This is a genomic window from Streptomyces sp. NPDC034103 (assembly GCF_055575395.1).
Window position 1 is genome coordinate 165,532 of sequence record NZ_JBVISS010000004.1, and the last position, 16,413, is coordinate 181,944.

13 protein-coding genes are annotated in these 16,413 nt (G+C 71.4%); 3 read left to right on the plus strand and 10 right to left on the minus strand.

Going from position 1 to position 16,413, the window contains the following annotated elements:
- Positions 1-13: 13 nt before the first annotated feature.
- The 3 genes from ACZ56U_RS10160 to ACZ56U_RS10170 form a co-directional block, all read right to left on the minus strand.
- Complete coding sequence (locus ACZ56U_RS10160; RefSeq protein ID WP_469083561.1) at positions 14-1,738, minus strand: hypothetical protein; 1,725 nt, start codon at positions 1,736-1,738, stop codon at positions 14-16.
- A gap of 113 nt (positions 1,739-1,851) precedes the next feature.
- Complete coding sequence (locus ACZ56U_RS10165) at positions 1,852-2,874, minus strand: hemolysin family protein (RefSeq protein WP_469083562.1); 1,023 nt, start codon at positions 2,872-2,874, stop codon at positions 1,852-1,854.
- The gene (locus ACZ56U_RS10170) at positions 2,871-4,190 is read right to left on the minus strand and encodes a hemolysin family protein (protein WP_469083563.1); all 1,320 of its coding nucleotides are present in this window, start codon (positions 4,188-4,190) and stop codon (positions 2,871-2,873) included. Before ACZ56U_RS10170 ends, ACZ56U_RS10165 begins: the two co-directional genes overlap by 4 nt.
- 361 nt (positions 4,191-4,551) lie before the next feature.
- Between ACZ56U_RS10170 and ACZ56U_RS10175 the strand changes: the two genes are divergently transcribed.
- On the plus strand, positions 4,552-4,791 hold the full coding sequence (locus ACZ56U_RS10175) for a twin-arginine translocase TatA/TatE family subunit (protein ID WP_469083564.1): 240 nt from the start codon (positions 4,552-4,554) through the stop codon (positions 4,789-4,791).
- Here the strand turns inward: ACZ56U_RS10175 and ACZ56U_RS10180 are convergent.
- Positions 4,786-5,763: an ABC transporter substrate-binding protein gene (locus tag ACZ56U_RS10180; protein ID WP_469083565.1), complete on the minus strand. Its 978-nt coding sequence runs from the start codon at positions 5,761-5,763 to the stop codon at positions 4,786-4,788. The genes ACZ56U_RS10175 and ACZ56U_RS10180 overlap by 6 nt on opposite strands.
- A gap of 327 nt (positions 5,764-6,090) precedes the next feature.
- Positions 6,091-7,611, minus strand: coding sequence for a carboxylesterase/lipase family protein (locus ACZ56U_RS10185; protein ID WP_469083566.1), 1,521 nt, complete (start codon positions 7,609-7,611; stop codon positions 6,091-6,093).
- A 521-nt stretch (positions 7,612-8,132) separates the two neighbouring features.
- Between ACZ56U_RS10185 and ACZ56U_RS10190 the strand changes: the two genes are divergently transcribed.
- Positions 8,133-8,780 carry a hypothetical protein gene (locus tag ACZ56U_RS10190; protein ID WP_469083567.1) on the plus strand — a complete coding sequence of 216 codons (648 nt, stop codon included), beginning with the start codon at positions 8,133-8,135 and terminating at the stop codon, positions 8,778-8,780.
- 226 nt (positions 8,781-9,006) lie between these two features.
- On the opposite strand, the gene ACZ56U_RS10195 is transcribed toward ACZ56U_RS10190, so the two are convergent.
- The 4 genes from ACZ56U_RS10195 to ACZ56U_RS10210 all read right to left on the minus strand — a co-directional run bounded on the left by ACZ56U_RS10195 (position 9,007) and on the right by ACZ56U_RS10210 (position 13,941).
- On the minus strand, positions 9,007-9,969 hold the full coding sequence (locus ACZ56U_RS10195) for an alpha/beta hydrolase (protein WP_469083568.1): 963 nt from the start codon (positions 9,967-9,969) through the stop codon (positions 9,007-9,009).
- 182 nt (positions 9,970-10,151) lie between these two features.
- Entirely contained in the window at positions 10,152-11,807 is a 1,656-nt protein-coding gene (locus ACZ56U_RS10200; RefSeq protein WP_469083569.1) for a cellulase family glycosylhydrolase, read from the minus strand.
- A gap of 145 nt (positions 11,808-11,952) precedes the next feature.
- Positions 11,953-13,644, minus strand: coding sequence for a tetratricopeptide repeat protein (locus ACZ56U_RS10205; RefSeq protein ID WP_469083570.1), 1,692 nt, complete (start codon positions 13,642-13,644; stop codon positions 11,953-11,955).
- Between the two features lie 78 nt (positions 13,645-13,722).
- Positions 13,723-13,941 carry a hypothetical protein gene (locus ACZ56U_RS10210; RefSeq protein ID WP_469083571.1) on the minus strand — a complete coding sequence of 73 codons (219 nt, stop codon included), beginning with the start codon at positions 13,939-13,941 and terminating at the stop codon, positions 13,723-13,725.
- Positions 13,942-14,060: 119 nt separating this feature from the next.
- Here ACZ56U_RS10210 and ACZ56U_RS10215 point away from each other — a divergent pair, with 119 nt between their 5' ends.
- Positions 14,061-15,047: an NAD-dependent epimerase/dehydratase family protein gene (locus ACZ56U_RS10215; RefSeq protein WP_469083572.1), complete on the plus strand. Its 987-nt coding sequence runs from the start codon at positions 14,061-14,063 to the stop codon at positions 15,045-15,047.
- Positions 15,048-15,299: 252 nt separating this feature from the next.
- Here the strand turns inward: ACZ56U_RS10215 and ACZ56U_RS10220 are convergent, their stop codons facing one another.
- Positions 15,300-16,412: a sensor histidine kinase gene (locus tag ACZ56U_RS10220; protein WP_469083573.1), complete on the minus strand. Its 1,113-nt coding sequence runs from the start codon at positions 16,410-16,412 to the stop codon at positions 15,300-15,302.
- Position 16,413: the final 1 nt, after the last annotated feature.

Here is a 16,413-nt window from a genome sequence, read left to right on the forward strand (position 1 = left end):
CCCTGTGGTGCGCTTATCGCGGGTCCGCGGCGAACCCCGCGAGGCTGGTGGAGACGGGCTCGGGCCGGCCGTTGTTCTGCACGGGCGCCGCGGTGAGCACGTCAAGGTGCTGGTAGCCGTCGGCGACCACGGGACGCAGGTCGGCCGGGACCCGGCCGGCGAGCAGTCCGTCGCCCGCGAGCACGGTCAGGGTCGGGTTGGCGGTGAGCCCGCCGGGATGCACGACGAGCTTCTTCACCTGCGGGGAGGTCGTCAGTTGCAGGTCGGTGACGAGCTTGGTCGGGAAGTACTGCTCGGTGAAGTCCAGCGGCTGCTCGGCCAGGCTCCGGGCCAGTTCCTGGATGTCGGTGACCTCCTTGCCCGCGGCGGTGAACGGCGTGCCGTCGGCCGACCGGTACCCGGGGTCGTCGGCGTCCCCGACACGGTCGAAGTTGCGCCATGTGTAGAGCGGCCCCCGGGGCCGGTCCGGGATGGCCTTGTACTCGGTGCCGTACAGCCCGGGCCGCGACTGGTCCCCGTTGGCCACGGGGAAGTTCTTGTCGGCGAGCGGTCCCCCGTCGAAGAATCCGACACTGCTCTGGAGGAAGGCGAGCGGCACGGAGTGGTCGTCCATCAGCGACCCCAGCACCGCCTCGTTGGTGAGCCGGAAGTCCTTCACGCTCGGTGTGCCGGTGACGAAGGTGGCGGTGTCCTTGGAGAACAGGAAGCGGTTGGTGGCGTCGATGTTGAGACCGGAGGGCAGATAGCGGGGCAGGTCGGCCTCGGCGCCCGGGCTGCGCATGGCGCCGAGGCCGGCGATCGCGAGAAGGGTCATGGTCTCGGGGTTGAGCAGGACCGGCGCGGACAGCGAGCGGGGCAGCACTCCGCTGTCGAGCCCGGCCTGGACCACCCCGTGACCGAGGCCGATGTCGGGCAGGTTGATGTCGTCCGGCAGGTTGCCGCTGAGGTCGGCGAGCGAGGTGGAGACGGTGGTGTCGAGGGCGAAGTAGCCCGCGCACTGGTTGTACCCGGCGTCGGCCGTGGTCCGCGGGTTCCCGTCGAAGTCGGCGGCCGCGAAGTAGCCGGTGACGACCCCGCCCAGCGAATGCCCGCCGCACAGCACCTTCCGCTTGCGCAGCGTCTGGACCGGCAGCTCGGCCGCGAGCAGGTCGTACTGGTCGCGGACGGTCTGCTCGATGCCGAGCCCCGCCATCCACCCCAACTGCCCGTTGCCCACGAAGCCGTCGAAGGTCCGGCCCGCGACCTGCTTGCCGCGGTAGTAGTAGTCGACGGCCGTGTGCTGGTCGCCCGAGGCGATCCCGGTGCGGTCCTCCAGACAGTTGGAGCGCCGGTCCAGCGCCCAGAACTCGATGTGCCGGCCCTGTGCGGCGGCCGCCGCCACGGTGTTGCGGGCGACGCTGTCGAAGGCCCCGGCGCCCTCCAGGATGCCCGGCTGGGCGATCAGGATCCGGTCCGCGTCGGCGGAGGCGGCCGGACCGCCCTCGGCGCGGTAGCGCAGATACGACAGCCAGTCGCACGCCGCCGGACGGGCGCCTGCCGACGCCGGCAACGGCACCCGTACCCGCACCACCGACTCGCGCACCCCGGTGATCGGCGAGGTCGACACCACCGGCGTCTCGGTCCGCGCCCCGTCCGCCCGGGCGCCCGAGGCCGCCGCCGTGAGCGTCCCCGCGGTCAGCAGCACCGACAGCGCGGCACAACGCCACGCCCTACCTTTCCTTCTGCGAATCATGTCCATGCCATGGACGCTAGGAGGCGGGTGGCACCTCCCTCAGGAAGTGCTGGCAGGAACTCAGTTTTCCGCCGCGGGCTTGTCATCCGGGCACAGCGCCACCCTCCAGGCCCCGCCCTTCACGCCGGTTGCAGATACCGGGCCAGCAGGTCGTCCAGCGTCACCATGCCCGTCAGCGTCCCGCTCTCGTCGCGGACGACCGCGAGCGAGGCCCGGTTGCGGCGGAGCAGCTCGATGGCGTCGGCCACCGTGGTGCCGTGGGTCAGCTCCGGCACCGGGCGGGCCAGGGCACGAGCGTTCGTGGCGCGAGCCTGTGCGCGGGCGACGAGGGCGTCGCGCGCGTGGACGGAGCCGAGCACCCGGCCCTGCCCACCCTCCTCCCGTACGAGAAGGCGGGTGCGGTCGTGCTCGGCGGCGCGGCGGAGGATGTCGTCGATGCCCGCGTCGCCGTCGACCGAGGTGATCTCCGCGGCCGGGATCTGGAGTTCGCCGACGGGGGTCTCGGGCTCGACGAGCGAGCGGGTGAGCAGCTCCGAGTCGCTCTCGCTGATCAGGCCCAGCCGCTGGGACTCCTCGACGAGGTGGGTGAGTTGCTCCCGGTTGTGGACCGAGGCGAGCTCGTCGCGCGGGGTGACCCGGCACAGCCGTACCAGGGCGTTGCTGATCCGGTTGAGCACCGCGATCAGCGGCCGGACCGCCTTCACCACGGCCCGGAAGGGCGGGGCGAGGAGCATGGCGGAGTGTTCGGGGTGGGCGATGGCCCAGGACTTGGGGGCCATCTCGCCGACCACCATGTGCAGGAACACCACGACGACCATCGCGAAGACGAACGCGATGCCGTAGCTGAGGGCGCTGGGCAGGCCCAGGTCGTGCAGCAGCGGATCGAGTCGGTGGGAGATGGCGGGCTTGGAGACCGAGCCCAGCCCCAGGGTGCAGACGGTGATGCCGAGCTGGGCGCCGGCCAGCATCAGCGACAGCTCGCGCATACCGGCCAGGGCCGCCCTGGCGCCGCGCTGTCCCTGGGCTACGGCCTTCTCCATGCGGTGGCGCTTGGCGGCGACCAGGGCGAACTCGGCCGCCACGAAGAACCCGCTGCCGATCAGCAGCAGCACGGTGACGAAGAGCGCCATCGGGAAGCTCATGACCGCTCCTTGTGGATCCGGACCCGCTCCGGCACATGCCGGTCCAGGGTGCGTACGACGATGACCGCGCTGCCGCCTTCGGCCAGTTCGACCGTCAGCCGGTCACCGATGGCCGGGAAGCGGCCCAGCCGGTCCACGATCAGGCCGGCGACGGTGTCGTAGTCGTCGTCCTCGGGCAGGTCGACGCCGGTGGCGTCGGCGACCTCGTCCAGGCGGCGGCCCGCGTCGACCAGCCAGCCCGCGCCGTCCGCGACGGCGACCTCGATGACCGTGTCGGTCTCGTCGGCGATGTCGCCGACCAGTTCCTCGGCGATGTCCTCGTAGGTGACGATGCCGGCGACGCCGCCGTGCTCGTCGAGGACCACCGCGAACTCGTCGTCCCCCTCGCGCATCCGCTCCACGGCGTCCGGCAGCGGGAGGGTGTCGGGCAGCAGCAGCGGACGCCGGGCCAGCGCGCCCGCGGTCGTGGCGGCCAGCATCGCGGCGGGCAGCCGCGTCAGCTCGCGCACTCCGACGACGCCCGGGACGTCGTCCGGGTGGTCGCCGAGGACGGGGTAGGTGGAGTGGCCGTGCTTGGCGATCAGGTCGACGGCCTCGGCGGCGCTGGCGTCCTTGCGGACGAAGACGGCGTCGACGCGCGGCACCATGACCTCGTCCAGGGTCCGCTCGGAGAACTCCAGTGCGTGGTCGATGAGTTCGGCCGTCTCCTTGGGCAGCTCGCCCTGTTCGTGGGACTCGCCGATGAGATGGCCGAGTTCCTCCAGGGTCGCGCCGTGGTGCAGTTCCTCGACGGGCTCGATGCCGACCTTGCGCAGCAGCCGGTTGGCCGCGCCGTCGAAGACCCGGACGAGCGGTCCGACGACCTTGAGGTACGCCAGCGTGGAGCCGGCCAGTGACTTCGCCAGCCGCTCCGGCACGGCGATCGCGAGGTTCTTGGGGGCCAGCTCGCCGAGCACCATCTGGACGACGGTGGCCAGGACGAAGGCGAGGGTCACGGAGATCCCGCCGACGGCGCCCTCGGGGATGCCGACGCCGGTCAGAGCGGGCTCGAGGAGCGCGGAGACGGACGGCTCGGCGATGAACCCGACGACCAGGCCGGTGACGGTGATGCCGAGCTGGGCGCCCGACAGCATGAAGGACAGCCGCTCCAGCACCGTCAGGGCGCGGGCGGCCCTTCGGTCACCCGCTTCCGCCTCACGGGCGAGCGCGAGCCGGTCCACGGAGACGTAGGCGAACTCCTGGGCCACGAAGTAGCCGGTGCCGGCGGTGAGGACGAAGACGGCCAGCAGGCCGAGCAGGGCGTTCACGACACTCATCGGCGTGTCGACCGAGAGGGGGCGCCCTGTCCGGTGCCGCGATCACGCTCGGCGAGGCGGGGTGGCCCGGGACTGTGCCCCGGGGAGTCCGTCGATGTGGCGGACACGTCTTGCTCCTTCAGTTGATGTGCGGTGGGAGAACGAACGGAGCGGGCGGGCAGTTCCCCGAGGAGACCTCCGAGGAGCACTGGGAGCCGGCCCTCCGTCCGCCTGTTTCCACGTTGGTGCAGATCGTAGGCGGTTCGGTCGCCCCCGTCGCTCCTGCCCGTCCGAGCAGGTCACGAACCGGCGGAGGTACGCTGCCCGCCTGGCCGGGATCGCCTGCGACTTCGGCGTCACCGTTCGATCCGGAGGGACCCCGATGTTCGGAATGAGCGAGCTCGCCGTCATCCTGCTCGTCGTCATCGCCGCGCTCGCGGCCAAGAAGCTCCCCGAACTGGCCCGCTCGGCGGGCAAGTCGGCGCGCATCCTGAAGGCGGAGAAGCGCGCCATGCGAGAGGAGGCGGCCGGAGAAACGGCGCCCCCTCGGGTGATCCAGGGCGAGGTGGTCACCGACTCCGGGCAGCGGCGCTCCCCCGGCGGCGGTGCGGGCGGGTCATGAGAACAGGGTGGCCAGGTCCGGCTTCTGGTCGCCGAACAGACCGTCCTGCTCACTGAGGCCGGCCAGCTTCTCCAGGGAGGCCATGTCGACCTCGGTGGGCCAGCCGGGGAGGATGAGCTTCTTCAGTACGTCGCCGCTGATCTTGGTGTAGGTGGTCAGGGTCTGCCGGGCCTCGTCCGGGTGCGCGGAGGCGTACCGCAGCGACTCGGCGATCGCCTCGGCGAACCTCTTCACCAGGTCCGGGTCCCGCTGTGCGAGCTGGGCCGAGGTGAAGTACGTCGCGACGGTGAGCCGCGGGTCCGTCTCGGCGAACGGTGAGGCCACGACACGGGCACCCTGGGCCTTGGCGACGGTCTGCGCGGGCTCGCCCATCCAGGCGGCGTCCACCCTCCCGTCGTCCACGGCGGCCGGCATCTGGTCGAACGGGATCTCGACGAACTTGACCTTCGAGGGATCACCGCCGGCCTTGCGGACCGACTCGCGCACGGTGGTGGAGCCGATGTTCTGGAGGGTGTTGACCGCCACGGTCCGTCCGGCCAGGTCCTTGGCCGTCTTGACGGGGCTGTCCTTCCTCACCATCACGGCGGTCACGTCGGCGCCCACCTTGCCGTTGGAGGCGGCAGCGGTGGCGACGGACTTGACGGGCACCTTCTTGACCTGGGCGACCATGAGCGAGGTCGTGTTGCTGAACCCGAACTCGAACTGGCCGCTCACGACCCCGGGGATGATCGCGGCACCGCCCTGGGCGGCAATCATCTCCACCTTGATGCCGCGGCTGCTGAAGAAGCCCTTCTGCTGCCCCAGATAGAGCGGGGCGACGTCGACGATCGGCACGATGCCGACCTTCACCGTGGTGGTTCCGCCGCCGCCCGCGGCCGGCGAACCGCTCGTCCCCGAGTCCGAGGAGCCGCATCCGGCCACACCGACGAGGACGATCAGCGCTGCGCCAAGCCCGAGTACACGCCTTTGCATGGGCTCCTCCAGGGGGAAGGGGTGGAGAAGAGACCACGGCTGTCCTGGTGCGGCTCGACAGCCCGGCTTATTTTGTGCATTTTCGAGACGGCCGCAATCTACACGCCCTATTTCATGCTGTCAGCACTCCCGACAAGGGTCGTGCGCCGGCTTCCCGGCGAGGGGCGACCGACGACTCCCTCACACGGTCGTCCGGCGGCTCCCGGCGAGGGTCGTCCGGTGGCTCCTGACAACGGTCGCCTGGCGGCCAACGGTCGCCCGGCGGCTCCCCGACAACGGCCGTCCGGCGGCTCCCGGCAAGGACCGTCGACCAACCCGCCGATCAGGTCAGTCCGTCACCAACGGCAGCGCCGTGAAGGTGTGTCGCTCCCACAGACGGCGCGAGGTCTCCTCCGGATAGACGGCCACCGTCGGTTCCTCGTCGAGGAGTTGGACGAGACGGCGTTCGGGGTCGTAGGCGGGCCAGCCCGGATCGCCCGTGGTGGCGAACGCGGTCCAGGCGGAGCGCACATGGGCGGAGAGCGCCTTGGTCGCGGGCGTGGGAGTCGGTCCGATCAACATCGTGCCGAGCCCGTCGCCGTCGAACACACCGAAGGCCAGGGGGACGTCCAGACCGTGACAGGCACCGAGCGCGCCACCGTTCGCTGGGGCTGTCCAGGTGAGGTCGTAGACGTGTGCGCGGCCTCCGCCGGCCACCTGCGCCTCGGCCAGACGCAGGGACGGCATGCGGAACAGCCAGTCGGACTGCACGAGTTCGAAGAGGCGCTCCGCGCTCGCGTCCGGGAAGGCGGCCCGGTAGGCCTGTTCGGCGTCCGGCGCCGGACCGAACAGGCTCAGGGCCAGTGCGCACAGTTCGTCGTCCACGCGACCGAGGAGCCCGCCGAGCAGGAGGAACAGGCGGTACTCGTCGCGGTTGTGCCCGACGATCAGCTCCACGTCCGCGGCCGCGCCGCCCGCCAGGGCCTCCCAGGGCGCGGTGGGCAGCACCTCGCCGTCCACGACCGGCGAGAAGGGGGTCGGGGTGAGCGCGACCGCGCCCCAGCGCGGCAGGTACTCGCGCATCCGTGCGGTCAGGATCGCCCCGGCTTCGGGCAGCTTGCGCGGGTCCACGCCGGCGAGGTCCGCCACACTCGGCCGCAGTCCGATCCCGCCCGCGAGGGCCTCGGCGATGTCGGCGGCGAGCGGGTCCGAGAAGTACGTGCCCGGCACGCTCTGGGCGATGGCCCGGCGGAACAGGCCCCGCGCCCTCGGCATGGCCATCAGGGCGGCGATGGACCCCGCGCCCGCCGACTCGCCGAAAACGGTGACCTGGTCCGGGTCTCCCCCGAAGGCGGTGATGTTCTCACGCACCCACTCCAGCGCCGCGACCTGGTCGAGCAGACCTCGGTTGGCGGGGGCGCCCTCGATGCGCAGGAAGCCCTCGACGCCGACCCGGTAGTTGAGGGTGACCACGACGAGCCCGCCCTCGCTCGCCAGACGGGCGCCGTCGTAGGCACGGTCGTCGGAGGAACCGAACTTGTAGGCGCCGCCGTAGAGCCACACCATCACCGGCCGGCGTGCCGCCGGGTCGGCGTCCGGGGTCCAGACGTTCACGGTCAGCCAGTCGTCACCGGCCGCGGCGTGCCCGGGGGCCTCGGGACCCATCGACTCCTGCGGCGGAGGCGGACCGAACGCGAAGGCGTCCCGCACCCCGTCCCAGCGGTCCACAGGCCGCGGAACCGCGAAGCGGGCCTCGCCCACCGGAGGCTGCGCGTAGGGGATGCCGCGGAACACCGACAGGGAACCCTCCCGGCGGCCACGTACGGGACCCGCCGCCGACGCGGCCTCGGGAAACTCGGTTCTGCTCATCGACGACTCCTCAAGAGCTCAGCGCGACACCGTGGTGAAAACTAATCCACTCTGCGAACAAAAGTCATCCCCTCCTCTCGCAATGCTGGCCGCGCGACGCGTCACCTCGCGGCAGAACGCGGTGACTCCGTCCGGATCGCCAAGAAACTGGTTCGGCTTTGTACAGAAAGCCGCGAATCCGCGCTCCGGCCGCTCCGAGGTCCCGGTGGGGCCCGCACCGAAGGCTGGCCGGCCGCTGGCGCGGAGCCGGCCGCGGAGGAGGACGACCTGGCCCCCGGGAAGGCTCACACGTGTGACACGGCGCGCGGCGACTTGCGGCCCTGCATTCACCCGTTCCGGTGTCACGAACGGCACACACACGAGTCACACATGTGAGCCGCTCCCGTCGCGCGTGCGCACACAGGCGGCACCATGTGTCGGGAGTGTGCGGTTGTCTGTGTCCGTGACCTTTGTCCACACAGAACCCTTCGACGTGGGTACCATGCGCGAACGTCGTCCATATGCAAGGGGAGTGAACGGTTGTGTCCAGCCAGTCAGCCGCCACGCTCCGATCGCGGTACGTCACACAGGCCGCGGCGGACCTGGAGGAAAACCGTCAGCTGCAACAGCAGCTGACGGAAAGGATCTCCGTGTTGAAACAGGAGGAGTCCCTCCTGCTGGACATCCTCAAACTCGCGGAGCAGTACGAGGGTTTCGCGAACGCCCCATTGCCCGAGCAGCGTCAGGACGAGCCCGCCGCCCCGAAGGCGACGAAGGCCGCCACGAAAGCGGCCCGGCCCCCTGCCACGAGCACCGGCGGGACCGCGAAGACGGGTGCGAAGACCGGCGCCAAACCCGACGCCAAACCGGACGCCACACCCGACGCCAAGGCCGCCGCCAAACCGGACGCCAAGACCGGCCCCAAACCCGGTGCCAAGACCGGCGCCAGGAAGAAGTCGGGGCAGCCTCTCCTCAGTGACCTCCTGACGGAGTTGCTCGGCCGGTACGAGGAGCCGCGGTTGGCGAAGGAGTTGCGGGACGAACTCATCGAGAAGCACCCCGACCGCGATCCCACACCGCAGGTCGTGCGCAACACCCTTGAGTCCCTGGTCGCCAAGGGCCGTATCCGCCGCCACAAGCAGCAGCGATCCGTCATGTACACCCTGGTCGACCAGGACAGCTCCGGCTGACCTCCCCGCGGGACCCGCGGGCGACGGTCCGCGGCCCGGCCCGACTCATGGCCACCGGCAACCGGCAACCTCCGGTAGGAACCACGCGTTGCCGTCGAAGAAGTCCCGACCGCACCACGATCGTGCTCTTCAGGTAGCGCGTGCGTACCCGCGTGCGTACCGCGTGCGCGTCGGCCTGGTCGGGGCCGGCACCCACCACGACCGCTGTCCGTCTCCTGTCGGTGCGTCACTCCCCGGGCGACCCGACGCGCAGCCCCCGCCGCATGGCGCCGATCGCTTCCCCGGTCATGCGCCTGCTGACGTCCGCGTCCTGGATCGCGGTGGAGGCGTGGAACGTGCCGGGGAACAGGTGCAGTTCGGTCGGGACGCCGGCCCGGACGAGGCGGTGGGCGTAGTCCAGCGCCTCGTCACGCAGGGGGTCGAACTCGCAGACGGACACATAGGCGGGCGGCAGCGCGGCGAGGTCGCCGGCGCGGGCAGGCGCGGCATGGCACGAGACGTCCGCACCGCCCCGTACGCCGGGGCCGCCGAGATAGTGGTCCCAGAACGACTCCGCGTCGCACCTGCGCAGCCCGGGGGTGTCGGTGAACGTGTGCATCGACGGCGTCCGGAGTCGGTCGTCCAGCACCGGCATCCCCAGGTACTGGAAGCACGGCACCGGCCCGCCCCGGTCCCGCGCCAGCAATGACAGCGCCGCCGCGAGCCCACCGCCGGCGCTGTCCCCGCCCACTCCGATCCGGGTGGGGTCCACACCCAGCTCGGCGGCGTGTTTGACGGTCCACTCGAACGCGGCGTAGCCGTCCTCGAGGCCGGCCGGGAACGGGTGCTCGGGGGCCAGCCGGTACTCCACGGAGACCACGACAGCGCCCGTCTCCGCGGCGAACAGGGTGCAGCCCCCGTGCGCGAGGGCGACGTTGCCCAGGCAGAACCCGCCGCCGTGCAGGTAGACCAGCGCGGACCGGGGCGCTTCGCCGACCTGTGGTGTGTAGATCCGTACGGGTACATCGTCCGCCCCGTCCGGACCGGGCGCCGTCGAATCCCGTACGTCCACGGGGGCCGACAGCTCGCGTTCGGGCATCTGGGCGAGGATCTCGGACTCCAGGGCGCGAGCCGCCACGACGTCGTCGAAGGACAGGGCGGGAAGCAGGTCCACCCAGGGGGCCAGCTCGGGATCAAAGGCGTAGGGCATGTGATGTCGACTTCCCTCGGCTGGTCTTTCGAACCCGGGGCCCGACCGCAACCGATTGCCTGGTCGGCCGACGTCCACCGGCGGCACCACCCACCGGGCAGGATGGCTGCCCCGCCGTCCACGGGTGGGACCGCCGACCGGCGAGGACGCTGCCCCCGCCGGTCGGCCGAATGCGGTCCGGGTCAGACGGTCGTGCAGGCGCTGCCGCTCAGCGTGAACGCGCTCGGAGCGGTGTTGGTCGCGCCCTTGGTAGCGATGAAGCCGACGGTGACCGACCCGGCGGCGGGGATGGTGGAGGTGTAGGACGCCGGGGTGACGCTCACCGCGGCGCCGGTCTGGGTGGGTGTGCCGCCCCACATGTTGGAGACGGTCTGACCGTTGGCGAAGGAGAAGCCCAGCGTCCAGCCCTTGATCGCGGCCGTCCCGGTGTTGCGGATGGTGATCTCGCCCTGGAAGCCGCCCTGCCAGTCGCCGACGACGCGGTAGCCGACGGAGCAGGTGCCGGCGGGGGTGTCGCCGGTGGTGACGTTCACCGTGGCGGAACGGGAGGAACGGTTGCCTGCCGCGTCACGGGCGTAGACGGCGAAGGTGTACGTCGTCTTGGCGGTGAGGCCGGACAGCGTGACCGAGTTGGTGGTGGAGGCGGCGACCTTCGTCTCGGTGCCGCCGCTGATCCGCACCACGTCGTAGCCGGCGACGCCCACATTGTCGGTCGAGGCGGCCCATCCGAGGTTCGCCGAGGTGGCCGTGACGGCGGAGGCGGTCGGGGTGCCGGGGGCGGTGGGCGCCTGGGTGTCACCCGGGGTGCCGCCGTAGATCGTCGCCTCCTTGGACGTCTGGGCGATGCCGTTGACGCCGTGGAAGATGCGCTGTCCCCAGGCGCTCAGCCGACTGGGGTCGAAGTCGATCGACAGGTCGAGGATCGGGTCGGTGTTGCCGCTCCAGGACCAGGCGAGGTAGCCGAGGTCGAGCTGCTCGGCGGTGGCCAGCATCGTGTCCTCGTCCGGGTCGCCCCACTGGTCGGCGGGACCGCCGAACTCGCCGATGACGAGCGGGAGTTTGGCGGTGACGAAGGCGTTGAGGTAGTCGGTGACCTCCGCCGCGGTGTCGAAGACGCTGTACATGTGGATCGAGAAGATCAGATTGCCGGTGGTGTCGGCGGCGTACACGGACCGGGCGTTGGCGCGCATCACGCCCTGCCAGTCCTGGCCCCAGTTGGGGGCGTCCACCATGATCGTGTGCTCGAAGCCGGCAGCGCGCATCTTCTTGATCGCGGCGATGGTGGGATCGGTCCAGCCCGCCGGGTCGGTGTTGCCCCAGGGCTCGTTGCCGATGTTGATGATGACGTAGTTCTCCTGGCCCGCGAGCACGTTCTTCAGGCCGATCCAGTAATCGGCCGCCTGGTCGAGGGTGCCGGCGGCGGCATCCTCGCCGTACCCGGTGGTGTCGTGGACCTCCAGGACACAGATGAGCCGGTTGGCCTTGCACTGGTTGACAACGTTGGCAACGTCCGCGGCGCTGTTGGCGCTCCAGCGGTCCCCGTCGGCGAGGACGACGCGGACCGTGTTGGCGCCGAGTGCCTTGACGTCGGCCAGTGACTGCAGTTCACCCGGGTACCAGGTGTGGGCGTGGTTGACGCCGCGCATCACGAAGTCGTTGCCGTTGCCCTCGACCAGCCTGCCGTTGCTGATGTGCAGGCCGGTGGCCTGGGTGCCCGGCGGCTCGGCCTGCGCCTGGGCGGCGGCGGGACACAGGGCGCCCACCACGACGAGGCCGAGGAGGACGGTCACCAGACGGGCCAGGAGACTCTTTGTCGTCGTGCTTCTTGTTCTTCTCACTGCGACTCCAGGGAGTGAGCGCCAAGAAACTCAGGCTCGGGAAGGGGATTGAGGGTGGGAGCGCTCCCATAAAGCCATCACGTCAAGTACACGTCAATAGAAAGCGCATGCGCAGTTCAAGCCCGGCCTCGTCGACGACACTCGATCAGGAGCAACACTCCTCGCCCGCGTGCTGCTCCAGCTGCGATGCCGCGTCGAGCCGGCAGAAACAGGAAGCCGCGATCGGTACGTCCGCCAGCGCGACGGCGATCTTCAGCTGCTGCGCCACGATCCGTGCCTCGCCCGCCTTGCCGAGCCGGACCAGGCACTCGTGGAAGCCGTGCAACGCCCATACGTTGCCGGGGTGTTGGACAGCACGCGGAAGGGTGTCGTCGAGCCCCAGGTCGGCCCGGTAGACGGCCTCGGCCGCCACCACCCGCCCCTGCTCCAGGAGCAGTGCGCCGTACGCGTGCCGGGTGGGTTGCATCCAGCCCCACGGCTCGTCGTAGGGCAGGTTGTCGTCGAGGGCGATGGACCGCTCCAGCGCGGCGAAGGCGGTGTCGACGTTGCCCTTGCGGTATTCGAGTTCGCCGTCGAGCATCGCCGACGCGATGGCGAGGATGTCGGCGCAGGTGTTGTTGAACAGCGTGCGGGTCTCCTGCACCCGCGCCGCCGCCGCCCGGAACGACCGGCGTTCAGCCTCGGCCTCCTCGACCCGGCCGGTGGCCGAAAGCGCGACGCCACGGGCGTAGTGGAGCATCGCGGTCGTGACGCTGTACAGCTCCGGGTCGGTGGGCAGGGGCAGTCGGAGGATGTCGGACCAGCGGCCGAAGCGGATGAGCACGTGGACCCGCATGGCGAGGAAGCCCTCCAGCCAGTCGGCCATGGGCGGGCTCTGCACGCGGAGCAGCTCCTCCGGGATGGAGGCCTCCAGCTCCGCGGCGGTGTCCAGGGCGACGCGGGACTGGCCGAGGAACATGGCACCGTAGATCTTGAAGTGGTAGTCGTGCGAGCGGTACAGGGTGTAGAAGTTCATCGCCCCGGCCCGCGCGCGGAACTTCTCGTCGGCGACGATCGCGGCACTGTTGTCCGAGACGACCCGCCGGTAGTCGCCGCACAGGACGTCCAGGTGTGTGGGCATGTGCTGGAGATGACCGGCGTCGGGGACCAGTCCGCGCAGCCGGTCGGCGACCGGCAGGGCCACCTCGGGAGTCGGGGACATCTCCATCAGGTGGATGTAGAAGTGCAGGACACCCGGGTGCGACAGGCCCTCGTCCGTGGCGACCGCCCGGTCGAGCACGGCCTTGGCCTCCAGCGTGCGGGCACCCTCCTCCGGCTCACCCGTTCTGAGGTTCCACAACCGCCAGGGCGTCAGGTTCATCAGGGCGTCGGCGTACAGGGCGGCCACGTCGAGGTCGTCCGGGGCGAGTTCGTGGACAGCGCGCATGCGGTCGGCGTACGGCGCGTTCCACACCGAGCAGTCCTCGACGGCCCGCGCCTGCGGGTAGCGGGCGCACAGCGCGTCGATCAGCGCCCGCTCGACGGGGGTGGCCCTGGCCTGCGCCTTCTCGTGCGCGCGTGCCACCGCGGCATGGGTGCGCTCGACGGTCCGCACGAGATCCTCGCCGTCGAAGAACTCCCACGGCTTGTTGTAGTTGGGGCCGAGTGCGTACGCGAGGCCCCAGTACGCCATGGCGCAGTCGGGGTCGGCCGCGGCGGCGGCCTCGAAGCAGGCGACGGCCTCCTCGTGATGGAAGCCGTACGTCCACACCAGCCCCCGGTCGAACCAGAGTTGGGCCTCCGGGGACGTCGTGGTGACGGAACGGGTGTGGGTGCCGAGGTCGTAGTCGTACTGCATGCGATCCCCTTGCCGGCGCGCTGAGAACCGTGACGTTACCGGGTGTTTTGCACCCGACACACCGAACGGTCGGGAACGTCAGCGGTGTTCGGGGGGCGCCCGATCCGCGATCGAGGTACGAGGGGCCGGGTTTCGCCGGCCGTGGGGGGCGGGGGTGAGGTCGTGGTCGACCGCCCGGATCACCCCGGTGGCCACGCCACGCCTCCCGATCTTGTCGATCAGCCCCTGGGCGTGGGCGCCCTCGCGGTGGGCGAGGCTGCCACGGCGGTCCTCCTCGGCGAAGGTCACGGGGTGCACGGCGGCGTCTCGCGCGCCCCGGTCTGTCCGCCCGCGTCGCGCGCCCCGACGTCTTACGGAGTGATGACGTACCGGGCCGGTCGGCGGGTTCGGCGCGGTCACGGACCTAGCGTGGCCCCATGCGTGTACTGGTCACCGGCGGTGCCGGATTCATCGGGTCCCATGTCATCGACGCGCTGCGGGCGCACGGGCACGAGCCGGTCCTCTACGACGTGCGGGAGGACCCCACCGCCGACGTACGTGACCCCGCGGCCGTCGCCCGTGCGCTGGCGGGCGTGGACGCGGTCTGTCACCAGGCGGCGATGGTGGGGCTCGGAAACGGCGTCGCGGACGCGGCGGACTACGTCTCCCACAATGACCTCGGCACCGCCGTCCTGCTCACCGCCATGGCCGACGCGGGCGTCCGGCGCCTGGTACTGGCCGGGTCGATGGTCGTGTACGGGGAGGGCCGGTACGCGTGTCCCCGGCACGGCGTGGTGCGGCCGGGACCGCGGGTCGTCGCCGACCTGTCCGCGGGCCGCTTCGAGCCGCCCTGCCCCCGCTGCGGGGCCGACCTCTCCCCCGGGCTGGTCGGGGAGGACGCTCCCGTGGACCCTCGCAACGTCTACGCCACGACCAAGCTCGCCCAGGAGCACCTGGCCACCGCCTGGGCTCGGGTGACCGGCGGTCAGGCCGTGTCGCTGCGGTACCACAACGTGTACGGCCCTCGCATGCCGCGCGACACCCCGTACGCCGGCGTCGCCTCCTTCTTCCGGTCCGCGCTGGCCCGGGGTGAGGCGCCGCGCGTCTTCGAGGACGGCCGGCAGCTGCGGGACTTCGTGCACGTACGGGACGTCGCCGCCGCCAACGTGGCCGCGCTGGAGAACGGCGGGCCGACCGGTGCGCTCACGGTGTACAACACCGGCAGCGGCGAGCCGCGCACCGTGGGCGACATGGCGCGGGCCCTCGCCACCGCGACCGGCGGATCCGAACCCGTGGTCACCGGTGAGTACCGGCTCGGGGACGTCCGGCACATCACCGCGGACTCCGCACGGCTACGGGCCGAACTGGGCTGGAAACCCCAGGTCCGCTTCGAGGACGGCATGCGGGAGTTCGCCGAGGAGTGACCGCGGGAGGCAGGCGTGGCCGGGGCGGCGTGACGCCCGAACACCGTGCGGGCAGGCCCCGGGCCGGACACCGCGGGCCCCACACGGGTCGCCGCACGCCCCCATGGCCGTACCGGCAAGCCGACCTCAGCCGCACCGCACCACCAACCCACGCCCCACCCCGCCCGCCGCGCCGGCACGCCCCTGACCGCCCGCACGGCCCACCCGCGTCGCCGCACCGCTCCCGCGCACCGCCCCCGTCCGGTCGCCGCTTCACACCGGTGCCACCGGAAGGGTCACCTCGAAGCGGCAGCCCCCCGGGATGTTGCGGACCGTGGCCCGGCCCTGGTGGGCTTCCACGATGCCGCGCACGATGGCGAGGCCGAGACCCGCGCCGGCAGGTGGGGTGCGGGCGTGGGTGCCGCGCCAACCGGTGTCGAAGACGCGGGGCAGGTCCGTCTCGGGGATTCCTCCGCAGCCGTCCGTCACGGACACCACGACGCCGTCCGGCGACAGTTCGGCGGCGACGGCCACCGTGCCGTCGGCGGGGGTGCGGCGGATGGCGTTGACGAGGAGGTTGCCCAGTACCCGGCTCATCTCCTTGCCGTCGACCTCGACCGGCACCGCGTCCACCCGGTCGCCGACCAGCCGTACCCCGTGTTCGCGGGCGAGTGGGTCCGCGCCCGCGAGGGCGTCCCCGATCAGGTCGTAGAGGGAGATCCGGGCGCAGCTCAGGGGCAGGGTGCCGGCGTGGATGCGGGAGAGTTCGAAGAGGTCGGTGACCATGTCGTTGAGGCGCTCGACCTCGGTGCGGATCTGCCTCAGGTAGCGGTCGGGGTCGGTGGCGACGCCGTCCTCCAGCGCCTCGGACATCGCGCGCAGTCCGGCCAGCGGGGTGCGCAGATCGTGCGAGATCCAGGCGACCAGCTCGCGCCGGGAGGTCTCCAACGCCCTCTCCCGGTCGCGGGATTCAGCGAGCTTGGCGCTGGTGACCGCCAACTCCCTGCTGAGCGCCTCCAGTTCGGCGGTGGCGGGCCCGTCGGGGGCGGTAAAGGCACCGCCGTCGCCGAAGGAGCGGGCCGCGCGGGCGAGTTCACGGCTGCGGGCGACGACCCAGCGGCCCAGGATCAGCGCGGTGAGCAGGGAGACCACGGCGGCCATCGCGACGACCATCGTCACGACGCTCAGGTCGTGCGGGGACAGGAACATCGCCTGTGCCACGGCCAGGGTGCCCGCGAGCATCGCGGTCACGGCGACCGCGGCCACCACGGTGAGGGAGGCCGTGAGCGAGCGGCGGCGCAGCAGCCACAGGGTGCCGGCACCGAGGAGTCCGGCCGCGGCCGCGCCGAGGAAGGCGAAGAGGGCGATGAGCAGGGTGTCGCGCATG